Annotated in this window: 12 protein-coding genes; 4 read left to right on the top strand and 8 right to left on the bottom strand. The window is 72.4% G+C overall.

Features of this window, described 5'->3' with window-relative positions; all coding sequences use genetic code 11:
• Positions 1-7: 7 nt before the first annotated feature.
• The 3 genes from ABUW04_RS37295 to ABUW04_RS37285 all read right to left on the bottom strand — a co-directional run bounded on the left by ABUW04_RS37295 (position 8) and on the right by ABUW04_RS37285 (position 7,701).
• Positions 8-2,314, bottom strand: coding sequence for a protein kinase domain-containing protein (locus ABUW04_RS37295; RefSeq protein ID WP_380568765.1), 2,307 nt, complete (start codon positions 2,312-2,314; stop codon positions 8-10).
• A 142-nt stretch (positions 2,315-2,456) separates the two neighbouring features.
• Positions 2,457-5,630 (bottom strand): S41 family peptidase, encoded by a 3,174-nt coding sequence (locus ABUW04_RS37290; RefSeq protein ID WP_380568764.1) that lies wholly within the window; start codon positions 5,628-5,630, stop codon positions 2,457-2,459.
• Between the two features lie 121 nt (positions 5,631-5,751).
• The gene (locus ABUW04_RS37285) at positions 5,752-7,701 is read right to left on the bottom strand and encodes an anthranilate synthase family protein (protein ID WP_380568763.1); all 1,950 of its coding nucleotides are present in this window, start codon (positions 7,699-7,701) and stop codon (positions 5,752-5,754) included.
• A gap of 292 nt (positions 7,702-7,993) precedes the next feature.
• Between ABUW04_RS37285 and ABUW04_RS37280 the strand changes: the two genes are divergently transcribed.
• A complete protein-coding gene (locus ABUW04_RS37280) occupies positions 7,994-9,358 on the top strand; it encodes a class II 3-deoxy-7-phosphoheptulonate synthase (protein WP_030248445.1) in 1,365 nt (454 codons plus the stop codon).
• Positions 9,359-9,484: 126 nt separating this feature from the next.
• A complete protein-coding gene (locus tag ABUW04_RS37275; RefSeq protein WP_380568762.1) occupies positions 9,485-9,727 on the top strand; it encodes a (2Fe-2S)-binding protein in 243 nt (80 codons plus the stop codon).
• 23 nt (positions 9,728-9,750) lie between these two features.
• Here ABUW04_RS37275 and bfr read toward each other — a convergent pair whose 3' ends face one another.
• Positions 9,751-10,230, bottom strand: coding sequence for a bacterioferritin (gene bfr / locus ABUW04_RS37270; RefSeq protein ID WP_030248442.1), 480 nt, complete (start codon positions 10,228-10,230; stop codon positions 9,751-9,753).
• A gap of 137 nt (positions 10,231-10,367) precedes the next feature.
• Here bfr and ABUW04_RS37265 point away from each other — a divergent pair, with 137 nt between their 5' ends.
• Complete coding sequence (locus ABUW04_RS37265; RefSeq protein ID WP_030248440.1) at positions 10,368-11,006, top strand: sulfite oxidase-like oxidoreductase; 639 nt, start codon at positions 10,368-10,370, stop codon at positions 11,004-11,006.
• 70 nt (positions 11,007-11,076) lie between these two features.
• Positions 11,077-11,622, top strand: coding sequence for a GNAT family N-acetyltransferase (locus ABUW04_RS37260; protein WP_380568761.1), 546 nt, complete (start codon positions 11,077-11,079; stop codon positions 11,620-11,622).
• On the opposite strand, the gene ABUW04_RS37255 is transcribed toward ABUW04_RS37260, so the two are convergent.
• From ABUW04_RS37255 to ABUW04_RS37240, 4 genes are all read right to left on the bottom strand, one after another.
• Positions 11,619-12,845 (bottom strand): hypothetical protein, encoded by a 1,227-nt coding sequence (locus ABUW04_RS37255; RefSeq protein ID WP_380568760.1) that lies wholly within the window; start codon positions 12,843-12,845, stop codon positions 11,619-11,621. The two genes, ABUW04_RS37260 and ABUW04_RS37255, sit on opposite strands and share 4 nt — an antisense overlap.
• A gap of 106 nt (positions 12,846-12,951) precedes the next feature.
• Entirely contained in the window at positions 12,952-13,656 is a 705-nt protein-coding gene (locus tag ABUW04_RS37250) for a nitroreductase family protein (RefSeq protein ID WP_030248436.1), read from the bottom strand.
• An 84-nt stretch (positions 13,657-13,740) separates the two neighbouring features.
• Positions 13,741-15,645: a Stk1 family PASTA domain-containing Ser/Thr kinase gene (gene pknB / locus ABUW04_RS37245; protein WP_380568759.1), complete on the bottom strand. Its 1,905-nt coding sequence runs from the start codon at positions 15,643-15,645 to the stop codon at positions 13,741-13,743.
• A gap of 103 nt (positions 15,646-15,748) precedes the next feature.
• Entirely contained in the window at positions 15,749-16,543 is a 795-nt protein-coding gene (locus ABUW04_RS37240) for a thiazole synthase (protein ID WP_380568758.1), read from the bottom strand.
• Position 16,544: the final 1 nt, after the last annotated feature.

The raw sequence follows: 16,544 nt of genomic DNA, 5'->3' as shown, positions 1-16,544 counted from the left end.
CGGCGGATCAGACCGGCGGCAGGGCGTGCACCTCGTCGCCGACCACTCCGTAGAGCAGGGTGCCGTCGGTGGCCAGCCACCAGTCCTTGTCGTTGGAGGTGGTGCGGTAGTTCCAGAGGATCTTCCCGTTCTTCCGGTCGATCGCGTAGACCCCGTTGCTGCCCACGAACGAGCCGGTGAACAGGGTCGGCCCGACCACGACCAGGGTGGAGGTGAACGGACCGTCGGGGACGACGCACTCCCACTGCTGCGAGCCGGTGGCCGCGTTCAGCGCGACCACCCGGTCGCCGCGCAGGTCGGCCGCGTAGAGGACGCCGTCGGCGATGGCGGGTACGCCGAAGGAGCCGCCGCTGGAGTCCTTGGCCGACAGCACCTGCTTGCCGTCGGCCACGGTGAAGCCCAGCAGCTGCGGGCCGCCGACGTACAGGTCGCCGCCGACGAGCAGGGGGTCGACCTGGGTCTGGAAGTTCTTCAGCCCGAAGTCCTTGGACCAGAGCTGCACCCCGGTCGTGGTGTCCCGGACCACGATGTTGTTCTGGTCGTTGGTGTACACCAGGTACTTCCCCGCCACGCTGCCGGTGACCTGGTCGTCGGCCGAGGCCTTGCGCATCTGGGTCCAGGCGACCTTGCGGGTCTGCAGGTCGACGGCGATCACCGCCTTGGTGGTCGGGTCGCCGATGGTGATCACCGCCTTGCCGTTGGCGTCCAGCGGGTACTTGCTGCCGAGCAGGTAGGCCCGCTTGTCGTCCACCGCCAGGACGGAGGTGAAGGCCAGGGCCGCCGGCTCCAGCAGGTGCCAGCGCTCGGCGCCGGTGGTCGGATCGGTGGCGATGAGGGCCGGCTCGTTGGTGGCGGTGTACCCCACCGAGACGACCACCCCGGCACCGATGCCGATCGGCGGCGAGGCGAAGGCGGAACCCAGCTCCGGGCCCTGCCACTGCTGCTTGCCGCCGCGCGCGTCGATCGCGGTCAGATTGGCCCCGCTGACCAGCAGCGTGCCGTGGTACGGGACCACCGGCACCTCGGCCAGGCTGCTGCCCTTGTAGACCCAGACCGGCGCCGGGGCCACGCCGGGCGCGTGGGTGGCGTAGCTGGGGGCGGCCGTGGTCGGGCCGGCCGAGGTGCTCGGGGCGGTGGCGGTGGCGGTGGGGCTGTGGGTGGGGCCGGGGGTGGGGCCGCTGCCGCCCGAGCCCCGGGTGAGGGCCAGTGCCACCCCGCCGCCGACGACCGCGACGGCGCCGACCGAGAGGGCGCCGGTCAGCACCCGGCGCCGGCCCGGGGTCGCAGGGGCCACCGCGGTCGTCCTGAGCGGCGCCGGCCCCGGGGCCGGTGGCGGGGTGCGGCCGAGTACGGCCGTGTCCGGGCTGGCGCCGGTCGCCGGCCCGAGCAGCACGGTCCCGCTGTCGGCGGGCCCGGCCTCGGGGGCCTCCATGTCCATCACCCGCGCCGCGTGCGAGGCGATGTCCGAGGCCACCTCGGCGGGCAGCCAGGCGGTGCGCAGCAGGGTGGGGGTGCCCGTCGGGGCGAGCAGCCGGGAGAGCTCCGCCGGGGTGATCCGCTCCGCCGGTTCCTTGGCGAGGCAGGCCCCGACCGGCTCGCGCAGCGAGGGCGGCAGGTCGTCGAGGTCGGGGGCCTCGTGCACCACCCGGTAGAGCAGCGAGGCGACCGAGTCGGAGCCGAAGGGGCCGTGCCCGGTGGCGGCGAAGGCCAGCACCGAGCCCAGCGAGAAGATGTCGCTGGCCGGGCTGACGGCCCGGCCCGAGGCCTGCTCCGGCGACATGAACCCGGGCGAGCCGACGACCACGCCGGTGCTGGTCAGCGCCCCGCCGTCGAGGGCGCGGGCGATCCCGAAGTCGATCACCCGCGGGCCGTCCGCGGACAGCAGCACGTTCGACGGCTTGAGGTCGCGGTGCACCAGCCCGGAGCCGTGGATGGCCTGCAGGGCCTCGGCGAGGACCGCGCCCAGCACGGCCACCGAGCGCTCCGGCAGCGGGCCGTGGGCGTCCACCGCCTCGGCCAGGGAGGGGCCCAGCACGTAGGCGGTGGCCAGCCAGGGGGTCGCCGCGTCGTGGTCGTAGTCCACGACCGGCGCGGTGTAGGCGCCGGAGACCGACTGCGCGGCCTCGACCTCGCGGCGGAACCTGCTCCTGAAGTCGGCGCTCTCCGCGAGTTCCGGGCGCACCACCTTCACCGCGACGGTCCGGCCTCCGCCGGAGCGGGCGAGGTACACCCGGCCCATCCCGCCGGCGCCGAGCCGGGCTATCAGCCGGTAGGCGCCGATTGCTGCTGGATCATCACTTTCCAATGGCTGCATGTGCGTTCCCCCGTTGTCCGTGCCGATGTCGTGGGACAGATTAGGGGCACGTCACAGCTGACTCTCTGTGGGGGTTGCTGTTGCGCCGTTCCCCGCGCCCCTATCCAGGGGCGCGGGGAACTGCGCGAAACGCACGGAACCGTTACAACGGCGGCAACCCCGGCGGGGTGACCGCAGGAGTCGTCTCCAGCGCCCGGAGGGCGATCCGGACGGCCTCGTCCAGTTGCGGGTCGCGCCCCGCCGCCCAGTCCTCGGGGGTGCAGACCACCTCGACGTCCGGGTCCACCCCGTGGTTCTCCAGCCCCCAGTCGTAGCCCTCGAACCAGGTGCGGAACCGCGGCTGGGTGACCCCGGTGCCGTCGACCAGCCTGTAGTGGCCGTCGATGCCGACCACCCCGCCCCAGGTCCTGACGCCGACCACCGGGCCCAGGCCGTAGGCCTGGAACGCGGCGTTGATGTTGTCGCCGTCCGACCCGGAGAACTCGTCCGCGACCGCCACGAGCGGCCCCCGCGGGGCGTCCTCGGGGTACCTCGGGTGCGGTCTGAACCCGCGGATCGTCTGCCATTTGACGACCCGTCGGCGCAGCTTCTCGACGACCAGTTGCGAGGTGTGGCCGCCCCGGTTCTCGCGGGTGTCCACGATCAGGCCGTCCTGCGAGGACTCGGTGTGCAGGTCGCGGTGCAGCTGGGCCCAGCCCGGGCTCATCTGGTCGGGCAGGTGCAGGTAGCCGAGCCGTCCGCCGGACAGCTCGCGGACCCGGGCCCGGCGGCCAGCCACCCAGTCGTGGTAGCGCAGCGGCTCCTCGTCCGCGAGCGGCACCACCACCACGGAGTACTCGCCGCCCTCCGCGGTGCCCAGGGTGAGCTCGACCGGCTTGCCCGCGGTGCCGGCCAGCAGCGGGGCCGGGCCGGTGACCGGGTCGACCGTACGGCCGTTGACCGCCAGGACCGCGTCCCCGGCCCTGATCCCCAGGCCCGGGGCGGCCAGCGGCGACCGCGCGGCCGGGTCGGAGCTCTCGCCGGGCAGGATCCTGACGATCCGCCAGTTCCGGTCCCCGTCCTCGGAACGGGCCAGGTCGGCCCCCAGCAGTCCCAGCCGCCGGGCGTCCGCCACCTCGCGGGCCCTGGGCTGCACGTACGCGTGCGAGGTGCCGAGCTCGCCCTGGATCTCCCAGAGCAGGTCGACCAGGTCGTCATGGCTGCCGAGGCGGTCGACCAGCGGACGGTAGCGCTGCTGCACCGCCTCCCAGTCGACCCCGCTCAGGTCCACCCGCCAGTAGTTGTCCCGCATCAGCCGGGCCGCCTCGGCGACCATCTGCCGCCACTCGGCCGGCGGGTCGAGGGTGATCCTGATCCGGTCCAGGTCCACGGTGACGGACTCGACCCGGTCGTCCTCGGCCGCCTTCCGGTCGGCCGGGACGACCCGCAGCTTCTTCCCGTCCACCAGGGTCAGCCTGGTGCCGTCGCCGGAGACGGCGTAGCGGTCGACGGCCTCGGCCAGGGTGTCCAGCCGGCGGGCGGCCAGGTCGAAGTACTCCAGCGAGGTCCGCTTGGCCGGGGTGTCGGGGGTGGCCTTGGCGTTCCCCAGCATCCCGGTCAGCGGGCGGTGCAGCCAGCTGAAGCCGCCCCTGACCGCCCGCAGGGCCGCGTAGCGGCCGGCCTCGACCGGGAAGGGGACCACCCGGGCGGCGATCCCTTCGGTGTCTACCCGGATCGCCGCCGGGTCGGCGGCAGCCTCCTCCTCGGGCTTGCCCGGCCTGCGGCCCTGCGGCAGCGGGTCGAACGGGGAGAGCGTGTCGGCGGTCAGCAGCGCCAGGTAGGGACGGCAGGCGACCGGGAAGGAGAGGTCGAAGACGTGCTCGTCGTAGACCGGGTCGAACTCGCGGATCGACAGGAAGGCCAGGTGGCGCCCGTCGGCGCTGAAGGCGGGGGAGTGGTCGTTGAAGCGCACCGGGGTGACCTCGGTGACCGCGCCGTCGGCTAGCCGGGCCAGCCGGATCTGGCGCAGCCGCTCGTTGAGGTCGGCGCCGTGCGACCAGGCCAGCCAGGCCGAGTCCGGCGAGAAGACCAGGCCGGTCGCCTGCACGGCCTCGCTGCGGTCCAGCTCCCGCACCTCCCCGTCCGCGACCGTGACCAGCAGCACCCGGCCGTCCCGGTCGGCGACGGCCAGCGCCGTGCCGTCCGGCGAGGCGACCAGTTCCTCGACCCGGCCGAGCGCCCCCACGGCGACCCGACGGCCGTCGGAGAAGTCCAGGCCGTCCTCGCCCTCGGCGTCGGTGACCCAGACCGACGCCCCGTCAGGCAGCGGCTGCGGCAGCCGGTTGCGCACGCCCGGCGCGTCCGCGAGCACGCGCGCCGGTCCGTCCTGGTGGGTGACCCGGTGGACGGTGCCGCGCACCTCGACCAGGCTGGACCGGCCCTCGGCGTCGGGCGACACCGTGCCGAGGTGGTCCGCGGCGGCGACCGGGCGGCGCCGGCGGGCGGTGCTCGGGCCGCCCAGGTCGAACTCGATCCGGCGCGGTCCGGCGCCGTCGAGGCCGTCGAGGCTGTCCACCAGCCACAGCGCGCCGGCCCGCTGGAAGACCACCCTGCTGCCGTCGGTCGACGCGTTGCGGGCGTAGAACTCGTCCTGCTCGCTGTGGACCCGCAGGTCCGACCCGTCCGGAAGGCTGGACCAGAGCCGGCCGACACCGTCGTGGTCGCTCAGGAAGGCGATCCTGCCGCCGACCCACATAGGCGAGTCGATGTTCCCGTCCAGCCCCTCGTGGACGCGCTGGAACGCGCCGTCCGTGCCCAGCCAGAGCTTGCCGGCCCTCCCGCCGCGGTAGCGCTTCCAGTGCGCCGGCTCCCGGCCGCCGTTGGCCGTGCTCAGCAGCGCACGCGAGCCGCCGGGCTCCAGCGCCAGCCCGCCCAGCCGTCCGTACGGCAGCCGCCGGGCCGGACCGCCGTCCAGCGGCACTGCGAAAGCCCAGGGGTGGGCCCGGGACATCTGCCCCACGCTGCTCAGCGCCAGCGGTTCGCCCTCGGGGGTCCAGCCGAGCACCGCGGTCTGGGCGCTGCCCCAGTAGGTCAGCCGCCGTGCGGGGCCGCCCTCGACCGGCGCGACATGCACCTCCGGCGCGCCGTCGGCGGTCGAGGTCCAGGCCAGCAGCGACCCGTCGGGGGAGAAGCGCGGCCGCGACACGGGCACCTGATCGGCACTCACCCGCCAGGCCCTGCCCCCGAAGGGGGCGACCCAGACGTCGTCCTCGGCCACGAAGGTGACTGCGTCACCGTGGATGTGCGGATACCGGAAATAGCCATCAGCAAAGGTCACTGAGGCACCTTAACCGGAGCGTTGTTCGATGGTGCGGCGTCGTCGTGGTCGGCCGCGCAGTTCCCCGCGCCCCTACAGGGGCGCGGGGAACTGCGCGAAGACCAGCCACAGCAGCGCCGCGCTACACCACCGACCGCTCCCCGAGCCCCGCGAGCATCCCGGCCACGATCCCCACCCCGTCCAGCGTCAGCACCGACTCCGGATGGAACTGCACCCCCGCGAACCCCGGCCCCCGCAGCGCGAAGACGTCACCCGTCACCGCGTCACGGCTCACCTCGATGCCCCGGGCCGCGAGCCGCGCGACATCGCCCGCGTCGCAGACCGCCGTGAAGGTGTTGTAGAAGCCCACCGTCCGCGCCGTCCCGAACAGGTCGATCCGTTCCTGCGCGCCCTGGTACGGCACCGCCTTGCGCCGCAGCGGCAGGCCCAGTGACGCGCACAGCAGCTGATGGCTCAGGCAGACCGCGAGCAGCCCGCCGGGCCGTCCGGTCGCCATCAGCTCGCCGACCACGCCCTGCATCCGCCGCATCTTCGGGTCCGTCAGATCGGCCGGGTCGCCCGGGCCGGGGCCCAGCACCAGCGGACCGGTGTGCGCGGCGACCGCCTCGGCCAGACCGGGGAGGTCGTAGCGGCGGACGGTGACCCGGTGGCCCAGCGAGCGCAGCAGATGCGCCAGCATCGAGGTGAAGGTGTCCTCGCAGTCGATCACCAGGACGTGCTGCGGATCGGCCGGGACCGGCGCCGCGGTCTGCATCCGCAGCCAGAACGGCGCCAGGTTGCCGCGCCTGGCGTCCAGCGCGGCCTGCACCCGGTGGTTGTCGGCCAGTCGCGGTGCCCGCCCCGCCCCCGCCGCCGCGGCTCCGGCCCGCGCCGGGACGGCGCCGATCGCGGCGAGCACCCCCGCCGCCTTGGCATGCGTCTCGGCGACCTCCGCGTACGGGTCGGAGTGCCGCACCAGCGTCGCGCCGACCCGCACCGCGAGCCGCCCGCTGGCCGGGTCGATGTCGGCGGTGCGGATCAGGATGGGGGAGTCCAGCGTCTGGCCGCCGCCGGAGGTGCGGCCGACCAGCGCGAGCGCGCCGGCGTAGTAGCCGCGTCCGGTCGGCTCGTAGCGGGAGATGACCCGGGTCGCGTTCTGCAGCGGGCTGCCGGTGACGGTGGCGGCGAACATGGTCTCCCGGAGCACCTGGCGGACGTCCAGGGAGGTGCGTCCGCGCAGCTCGTACTCGGTGTGGGCGAGGTGGGACATCTCCTTGAGGCGCGGGCCGAGCACCTGGCCGCCGAGGTCGCCGACCGCGCACATCATCTTGAGCTCCTCGTCCACGACCATGGTGAGCTCCTCCAGCTCCTTGGGGTCGTTCAGGAACGCGAGCAGCGACTCCAGGCCGGGGCCCTCGGCCGGGTAGCGGTAGGTCCCGGAGATCGGGTTCATCACCACCGTCCCGCCGGCCTGCCGGACATGGACCTCGGGGCTGGCCCCCACCAGGACCCGGTCCCCGGTGTGCACCAGGAAGGTCCAGTAGGCCCCGCGCTCCTGCTCCAGCAGCCGTCGGAACAGGGTCAGTGCCAGCGCCGGGGAGAAGTCCCGCAGGGTCCCGGTGAAGTCGCGGCGGACCACGAAGTTGGCGCCCTCGCCCCGGCCGATCTCGTCCTCGATCACCCGCCGGACGATCTCCGCGTAGGCGTCGTCGTCGAGGTCGAAGCCGCCGTCGTCCAGCTGGACCGGGAGCTGCGGCAGCGCCGCCCGCAGCTCGGCCAGCGGCAGGGCGAAGGACTCGCGCACCCGCAGCGCCTGCAGCGGGGTGCCGTCGTCGCGGGCCTCGAAGCCGCGCTCGCGCAGCTGCCGGTAGGGGACCAGGGCCAGCAGGTCGTGCACCGGGACGCCGGGCGCCCCCTCGGGCAGCGGCAGCTGCGCCAGCGTCTCGTAGCAGCCGACCTCGCCGAACAGCACCTCGACGGTGTCCGGGGCGAGCCGGGGCGTGCGGCGGTGCAGCAGGGCGAACGGCTCGTCGGCGGCCGCGAGCCTGGCGACCAGGGCAGCGGCATCGACCGGAGCAGTGGGGTTGGTCACAGCGGGGACCTTTCCGAGGGAGGTGCGGCGGCGGGAGGGGTGCCGGCCGGCTCGGGGCGGTGTCCGCTGGAGAACGCAGAACGGCCGCCCCGAAGGGCGGCCGTTGAGTCTGCGTGGGAACGCGCGATCAGTGGGCCGCCTCGGGGACGGTCCACCACCAGGAGTAGGTGTGCTGCGTGTTCACGGGGTCGACCTTAGCGGATCGGACGGCACTGGGGCAGGAGATCCGCGGCATGTCTCAGCCTGCGGGCGTTGGGACATTTCGGTTGCGTTACCCCGTAGCCTTGGCGCTGTGACCGTGAACGTTGAAACCCACCCCGAAGGGGACTCGGCCCAGGGCTTCTCCTGGCAGTCCCTTCCCGCGGCGCAGCAGCCCGAGTGGCCGGACCCCGAGGCTCTGCGCAAGTCCCTTGCGGACCTCGCCTCCTATCCGCCGCTCGTGTTCGCCGGCGAGTGCGACCAGCTGCGCACCCGTCTCGCCGCCGTGGCCAAGGGTGAGGCGTTCCTGCTCCAGGGCGGCGACTGCGCCGAGGCCTTCGACGGCGTGTCGGCGGACCAGATCCGCAACAAGCTGAAGACCCTGCTGCAGATGGCCGTGGTGCTCACCTACGCCGCCTCCGTCCCGGTGGTCAAGGTCGGCCGGATCGCGGGCCAGTACTCCAAGCCGCGCTCCAAGCCCACCGAGACCCGCGACGGCGTGACCCTGCCGGTGTACCGGGGCGACTCGGTGAACGGCTTCGCCTTCACGCCCGAGGCCCGCCGCCCCGACCCGGAGCGGTTGAAGCGGATGTACAACGCCTCCGCCTCCACCCTCAACCTGGTCCGCGCCTTCACCACCGGTGGCTACGCCGACCTGCGCCAGGTGCACGCCTGGAACCAGGACTTCGTCCGCAACTCGCCCTCCGGGCAGCGCTACGAGCGCCTGGCCAAGGAGATCGACAGCGCGCTGTCCTTCATGAACGCCTGCGGGGTGGACCCGGAGGAGTTCCGCACGGTCGAGTTCTACTCCTCGCACGAGGCGCTGGTGCTGGACTACGAGACGGCGCTGACCCGCACCGACTCGCGTACCGGCAAGCTCTACGACGTCTCCGGCCACATGGTCTGGATCGGCGAGCGCACCCGGCAGCTGGACCACGCCCACATCGAGTTCGCCTCGCAGATCAGCAACCCCATCGGGGTGAAGCTGGGCCCGACCACCTCGGTGGACGAGGCGCTGACGCTGATCGACCGGCTGGACCCGGAGCGCGAGCCGGGCCGGCTCACCTTCATCACCCGGATGGGAGCGGGCAAGGTCCGCGACAACCTGCCCCAGCTGGTGGAGAAGGTCACCGCGAGCGGCGCGGTACCGGTGTGGATCTGCGACCCGATGCACGGCAACACCTTCGAGGCGGAGACCGGGCACAAGACCCGCCGCTTCGACGACGTGCTGGACGAGGTCAAGGGCTTCTTCGAGGTGCACCGCGCCCTGGGGACCCACCCCGGCGGCATCCACGTGGAGCTGACCGGCGACGACGTCACCGAGTGCGTCGGCGGCGGCGACGAGGTGTTCGTCGACGACCTGCACCAGCGCTACGAGACAGCCTGCGACCCGCGGCTCAACCGCAGCCAGTCGCTGGACCTGGCGTTCCTCGTGGCAGAGATGTACCGCGGCGCCTGAGCCCCGGCCGGTGTGACGAAGACCCCTTCGATTCCGCGGAAGCGGAACCGGAGGGGTCTTTTAGCACCCGCCGGGATTGGGTAAGGTTAGCCTTAGCTCAACCGGACGCCATCGGGAAGGACCGTCATGTACGTGTGCGTGTGCCATGCGGTCACCGAACAGCGCGTCCGCGAGGAGATCGCCTCCGGGGCCTCCACACCCCGCCAGATCGCCAACGGCTGCAAGGCCGGCACCGACTGCGGCTCCTGCGTCCGCCGGATACAGTCCATCCTCGGCCACGAGGGCGCCCGCCCCTGCCCCACCGCCCGCCTGGCCTCCCTGCTCGGCCTGCCGGAGCCCGCGCAGCAGGACGGCGCCGAGGCGGCCTGACCGCAGGTCCGCCGCCGGACGGCTCAGCTGTCGGGCTGTTCGATGAGGGACTGGATGTAGAGCGGCTCGCCCAGCTTGTCCAGGAGTTCGAGCTGGGTGTCCAGGTAGTCGATGTGGTGCTCCTCGTCCTTGAGGATGTGCTCGAAGATGTTGGCCGAGGTCACATCGCCCTTCGCCCGCATCACCACGATGCCGCGCCGCAGCCGGTCGATCGCCTCCACCTCGACCTGGCGGTCCGCCTGGAACATCTCGCCGACGGTCTGGCCCACCCGGATGTGGAACAGCCGCTGGTAGTTGGGCAGCCCCTCCAGGAAGAGGATCCGGTCGGTGAGGATCTCCGCGTGCTTCATCTCGTCGATGGACTCGGAGCGGGTGTACTTCGCGAGCTTGGTCCAGCCGAAGTTCTCCTGCATCTTGTAATGCAGAAAGTATTGATTGATCGCGGTCAATTCGGCAGTCAGCTGCTCATTGAGGAACTCGATGACCTCTGGGTCGCCCTGCATCGTTCGCACCCTTTCTATGCCGCTCAAGACGGTCGTGCGCATCGTTCCACCGCGGACCGGCGAGTTCCAGTAAGGTCACACTCGCCTCCGGGGTCCCCGTGTGCTGTCGTCCGGCCGCGATCTGTCACCATGGAGGCATGGGTCAGTCCGAGAACGAGCAGGCCAGGGCCCAGGAGCCCGGCGCGGGGGAGCTCCCGCCGGGGCAGCGCCTGCAGCGCGGATGGCCGGTTCTGCACTACGGCCCCGTGCCCCGTTTCAAGCCTTTGACGTGGGAGTTCCAGGTATTCGGAGCAACGGCCTCCGGCGACAAGCACAGCTGGAACCACGAGGGATTTATGACCCTCCCGAGAACCACGGTCACTGCCGATCTTCACTGCGTCACGCGTTTCAGCATGCTCGGCAGCCGCTGGGGCGGGGTCTCCACGGCGACCGTTCTCGAACTCGCACCGCCGGCCCCGGACGTCACCCATGTGATGGTATGGGCCGAGTACGGCTTCAGCTCCAACCTGCGCCTCGCGGACTTCGCCGACCCCTCCTCCCTCTTCGCCACCCACCGCAACGACGAGCCGCTGACGGTGGAGCACGGCTTCCCGGTCCGCATGGTGGTCCCCCACCTCTACGCCTGGAAGGGCCCCAAATGGGTCCGCGGCGTCGAGTACATGACCGCCGACCGCCGCGGCTTCTGGGAGGAGCGCGGCTACCACAACATCGGCGACCCCTGGGCCGAGCAGCGCTACTCCTACCAGGAGGTCCCGGGCGACGGCCCGGAGCTCTGACCCGGCCAGTCGGCCGCCCGGCCGCAAATCCGGTTGCCCGCCCCGGCCCGCCGTCGGCAGGATCGAGGGCATGGAGCACCCTGCTGAGGTACTGGTGTACGACCGCGTCGAGCTGCGACGGAAGCGGCCCGACGACGTCGACGCGCAGCACCGGCTGGTGCTGGACTCGCTGGAGCACCTGACCCCCTGGATGCCCTGGGCGTCCGACTACTCCCGGGACTCGCTGCTGGAGCATCTGACTGCGGCTCAGGCCGACTGGGAGTCGGGCCGGTCGTACGACTACGCCATCGTCAGTGAGGGGGAGACGGTCGGCGCCTGCAGCCTGATGCGGCGGATCGGCCCCGGCGGCTGGGAGATCGGCTACTGGATCCACCCGGACCGGACCGGCCGGGGCCTGGTGACCATGGCCGTGGCCGCCCTGGTGGAGGCGGCCTTCGCGCTGCCGGGCACCACCCACGTCGAGATCCACCACGACGAGGCCAACGCGGCCAGCGGCGCCGTCCCCCGCCGCCTCGGCTTCACCGTCGTCTCCCGCGAGAAGGACCCCTCCCGTGGAGGCGCCCCCGCCGAGTCCGGCACCACCGTCGTCCACCGCCTGGACCGCGCAGCGTGCTAACCGTCTGAGGGCTGCGGGAGTGGAGCAGCACCCCCGTTCTGCCGGAGGCTCCGTATCCGTGCCAGGGCCGCGCCCAGCAGTGGTCCGACCAGGAACAGGACGCCGGCGAAGGCGTACCAGGACGGCGGCTGCCGGGAGGGTACGGCCTGGGCGTGGATGGAGATCGCTTCCAGCACCAGGAGGCCCGGCAGGCAGCCGAGCACCCACCAGCGGGAACGCACCTCCAGTCGGCGCAGGCGCGCACGCAGGAGAGCGGTGGCCCAGACGGTGAGGAAGAGTGCCAGGGCTCCGATGCCGATGATCGCGGCGACGTCGCTGTCCACGGAGTAGGTCGACGAGGAGGCGGTGCGGGCGGAGGCCTGGCCGTCGGAGACGGCGATCACCGGTCCCCTGCCGATCGCCGTGATGCGGACGTCGGTGCCCGGTGCCAGGGAGCTCAGCCAGGACGGGGCTGCGCCGAACGAGACGTCGTTGCCGCCGATCAGGAGTTCGACGTCGCCGAAGCCGTCGTGCTCGCGCACCACGGTATCGACCGCGACGGTGTAGTGGTTCTGGCAGACCGCTTCCAGCGAGTAGACGACTGCTCCGTCGACCGGAATGGCGGGGCAGCGGCTCGCGCCGAGTTCCACCTGCGCGGCCTGCCGGTCTGCCGGGATCTGGCTCGCAGGAGCAGCCAGGGCGGCCAACGCGACGGCGGCGACCAGATACTGCCAGAAGCCACTGCGCCGCATGCTGGGCCTGGGGACCCATTGTCTCGGAACGGCATCGACCGGGGCGGCGCCGAAGCGGCGCGCGATGGCGACGATGCTCTCGGCCTTCTCGGAGAACGCCGGATCGCGGATCCACGGAGTGGACATGACCACCGGCAGCGTGCGGTGCCGGCCGTTACGGCGCGTGATCCGGACCGCGCTGGTGACACCCATGCGGGTCCCCTGGTCGCGGATCTCCACCGCGACGACGTCGCCCCAGGCGAGGTGCCGTGCCCACAGGCCGCCTCGGGAGTAGCTGATGCCCGAGACGTCGACGCGGCACCAGGACCGGGGATACGCCCAGCGGACGTAGCCGAACAGAACTGCAACAGCCGCAGTCGCGCCCACGCCGGCCCAGATGCCTCCGGTCAGCGAGAGCTTTGCGATATTGATCGCGATCCCCAGCCCGGGCAGGATCATCAACCACCAAGCGAACTTCGGCCGCTCGGTCCCCCTGAACACCAGTTCGTCCACGACTGTGCAGCGTATGGCCTCGGCTGCCCGCCGCGGCAGCCGTGGACCAGGAAGAGTCCGGGCCACCCCGGCTTCCTGGATCTGTGCCTCTGAACGGTCGTCAGGGCTACCAGCGGTCGCGGTGCAGGACGTCGGCGAGGGGGCGGCGGCGGACCGGGCCGAAGCGGCCGAGGGGCCAGCCGACCGGGATGATGCCGAAGGTGTGGACCTCGGAGGGGATGCCGAGGGCGGCCTTCCACTCGCGTTCCAGGAGCAGGTGCCAGATCGTCAGATTGGCGCCCAGGCCCAGGCCGCGGGCGGCCAGGAGCAGGTTCTGGATGCCCGGGTAGACGCTGGAGGCCTCGGCGAGCAGGTTGAACCGGCCGCCGTGGGTGGCCAGCCGGCTGAGCCCGGCGGTGCCGAGCTGGGTGACCATGCCGCGCAGGCTGCCCAGGTCGGCGGTGAACTTGGGGGAGCGGTAGCAGGGGATGATCAGGGCCGGGATGTCGGTGAAGTGGTCCCGCTGGTACTCGATCGCCGCGCGCATCCGGTCGTAGGCGTCCTCGTCCATCGGGGCGGGGATGGTCCGGCCGGCCGAGGCGAGGTAGGCGTCCACGCAGCGGGCCCAGAGCGGGGCCAGTGTGGTCATCATGTCGCGGTCGGTGACCAGCACGTACTCGTAGTCCTGGGCGTTGTGGCCGCTCGGACCGTTGACGGCTGCCTGGACCAGCTTCTCCAGCAGTTCGTCCGGCACCGGCTCGGCGCTCAGCCGGCGCATGGCCCGCATGGTGGCCATGGTGTCGAAGAGGTCAACCGCCGCAGGTGAGGTCATGCGCACGGAGTCTACGGAGGCCCCTCGGACGCACTGTCAGCGGGGTTACCCAAATCGATACAAGGTGCCCGGTACAACCAGTGGTCAGTACAGCCAGATGGTGACCTTGCTGCCCAGCGCCGCCTGCTGGTTCCCGCCGGGGCTCTGGTTGTGCACGGTCGGGGTGCCGAACGGGTTGAGCTTGACGGTCTGCACCTGGAAGCCGGCGCCCTCCAGGGCCTTCCGGGCGTCCTTCTCGCTCTGCCCGGTCACATCCGGGACGGTGGCCTGCTGCTGGCCCTTGGAGACGGTCAGGGTCACCGTGCTGCCCTTGGAGGCGCTGTCGCCGTTGGGGCTCTGCGCGGCGACGTCGCCGGCCGCGGCGTCGGGGGAGTAGACCTGGTTGGGGTCCAGCTGGACGTTGAACCCGGCGTCCTGCAGGTCCGAGGTGGCCTGGTCGACCGACTCGCCGACCACGTCCGGCAGCGGCACCGGCTGGGCGCCGGAGCTGACGACCAGGTTGACCACCGTGTTGGGCTGCTCCTTGGTGCCGACCGCCGGGTCGGTGCTGATCACGTCGCCCTGGGAGATGCTGTCGCTGGCCTGCTGGGTGACCTGGCCGACGGCGAGCCCGGCGTCCTTGATCGCCTGCTCGGCGGCGGACTGGGACTTGCCGGTGACGTCCGGGACGGCCGGGCGGTCCGGGCCCTTGGAGACGTCCAGGGTCACCGTGGAGTCCTTGCGGATCCTGGTCCCCACGCCCGGGTCGGTGCTGATCACCTTGCCGCTGGCGACGGTGGAGCTGAAGTCCTGGGTGACGGTGACGGTCAGGCCGTCGGCCTGCAGGGTCTGCACCGCCTGGCCCTGGGTCTGGCCGAGCACGCTCGGCATCCGCATGTAGAGGCCGTCCAGCGCCCAGGTGGCGCCGCCGGCGACCAGGCCGATCACCAGCAGCACCACCGCGGGGACGACCCAGCGGCGCCGCCGCCGCTGCGGGCGGCGGGCGGCGCGGGACGGCGGTGGGGCGAAGCGTTCCTCCGGCGGGGTGCGCCGGGGCATCACCAGGTCGGGCGGCAGTTCGCGCATGATGCTGGTGCGTTCCACCGGCGGCTGCTGCGGGCCGGGCTGGAACGGCAGGCCGGGCTCGGCGTCCAGCTGGGCCGGGCTCAGGCCGCGGCGGATGTGCTGGAGGGCGGCGAGCAGGGCTACGGCGTCGGCCGGCCTGCGGTTGGCGTCCCGGGAGGCCGCTGCCGTCGTTATGGCGTCCAGCTCCGGTGCCAGGCCGGGGACCAGCGACGAGGGCGGCGGTACGTCCATGCTGATGTGCTGGTAGACGACCTGCATCGGGCTGTCGCCGGTGTAGGGCTTGGAGCCGGTGAGCATCTCGAACATCAGGATGCCGCAGGCGTAGACGTCGGTGCGCGGGTCGGTGGCGCCCTGCTCGATCTGTTCCGGCGCCAGGTAGGAGACGGTGCCCATGACCTGACCGGTCGTCGCCTGGCTCTCCCCGCTCACCGCCCGGACCAGGCCGAAGTCGGTGACCTTGACCCGGCCGTCCTCGGTGAGCAGCACGTTCTCCGGCTTGACGTCCCGGTGCACCAGCCCGGCGCGGTGCGCGGCGCCCAGCCCGGCCAGGATCGGCTCCAGGATGTCCAGCACGGTGCGCGGCGCCAGCGCGCCGCGGTCCCGCATCAGGTCGCGCAGGGTCCAGCCGGGTACGTACTCCATGGCCAGGAAGACGGCGTCGCCGTCCTGGCCCTGGTCGAACACGTTCACCACGTTGGGGTGCGAGAGCCGGGCCACGGCCTTGGCCTCGCGGATGAAGCGGGAGGTGAACTCGGGGTCGCTGGCCAGCCCCGGGTGCATCACCTTGAGCGCGACGACCCGTTCCAGCCGGGTGTCCAGGCCCCGGTAGACGGTGGCCATGCCGCCGACGGCGATCCGCTGCTCGACCCTGTAGCGGGCATCGAGCAGCCGCCCGAGGAGGGGGTCGTGCAGGGCAGTGTCCATTCCAGGGAGTTTACGGGGCCCGGAGCCGGCTGCGGGCGCACCGACGGTCGAGTTGTTGCCGGACGGTAAGGACATGAGTGACCCGGGTCACCCCCGGCCCGGCTCAGAAGGCCGGGGCCTCCGGGTCGAGCTCGGCGCGACCGGCCATCGGCGACGAGGCCTCGGCGTGGAAGCGGCGCGGGATCCGTCCGGCGCGGTGGGCCAGCCGACCTGCCTCGACGGCGTGCCGCATCGCCTCGGCCATCAGCGCCGGGTGCTGGGCCCGGGTGACGGCGGTGGCGAGCATCACCGCGGCGCAGCCCAGCTCCATCGCCAGTGCGGCGTCGGAGGCGGTGCCGGCGCCGGCGTCCAGCACCACCGGGACCTGGGCCCGCTCCACGATCAGCTGGAAGTTGTGCGGATTGCGGATGCCCAGGCCCGAGCCGATCGGGGAGCCCAGCGGCATCACCGCGGCGCAGCCCACGTCCTCCAGCTTGCGGGCCAGCACCGGGTCGTCGTTGGTGTACGGGAGGACCACGAAGCCGTCGTCGACCAGGGTCTCGGCGGCGTCCAGCAGTTCGATCGGGTCGGGCAGCAGGGTGCGCTCGTCGGCGACCACCTCGAGTTTCACCCAGTTCGTACCCAGCGCCTCGCGGGCCAGCCTGGCGGTGAGCACCGCCTCGCCCGCGGTGAAGCAGCCGGCGGTGTTCGGCAGCACGGCGATGTTGTTGCGCTGCAGCACCTCCAGCACCGAGCCGCGGGCGGCGGGGTTGATCCTGCGCATGGCCACGGTGGTCAGCTCGGTGCCGGACAGCAGCAGTGCCTGCTCCAGCACCTCCAGGCTGGGGGCGCCGCCGGTGCCCATGATCAGCCGCGAGCCGAAGCTGCGGCCGGCGATGGTCAGGGTGTCGTCGGACATC

The sequence above is a fragment of the Streptacidiphilus jeojiensis genome, from assembly GCF_042510965.1.
GTDB lineage: Bacteria > Actinomycetota > Actinomycetes > Streptomycetales > Streptomycetaceae > Streptacidiphilus > Streptacidiphilus jeojiensis.
The sequence above is the reverse complement of the archived record's forward strand: the minus strand, read 5'-3'. Positions and strand labels throughout refer to the sequence as shown.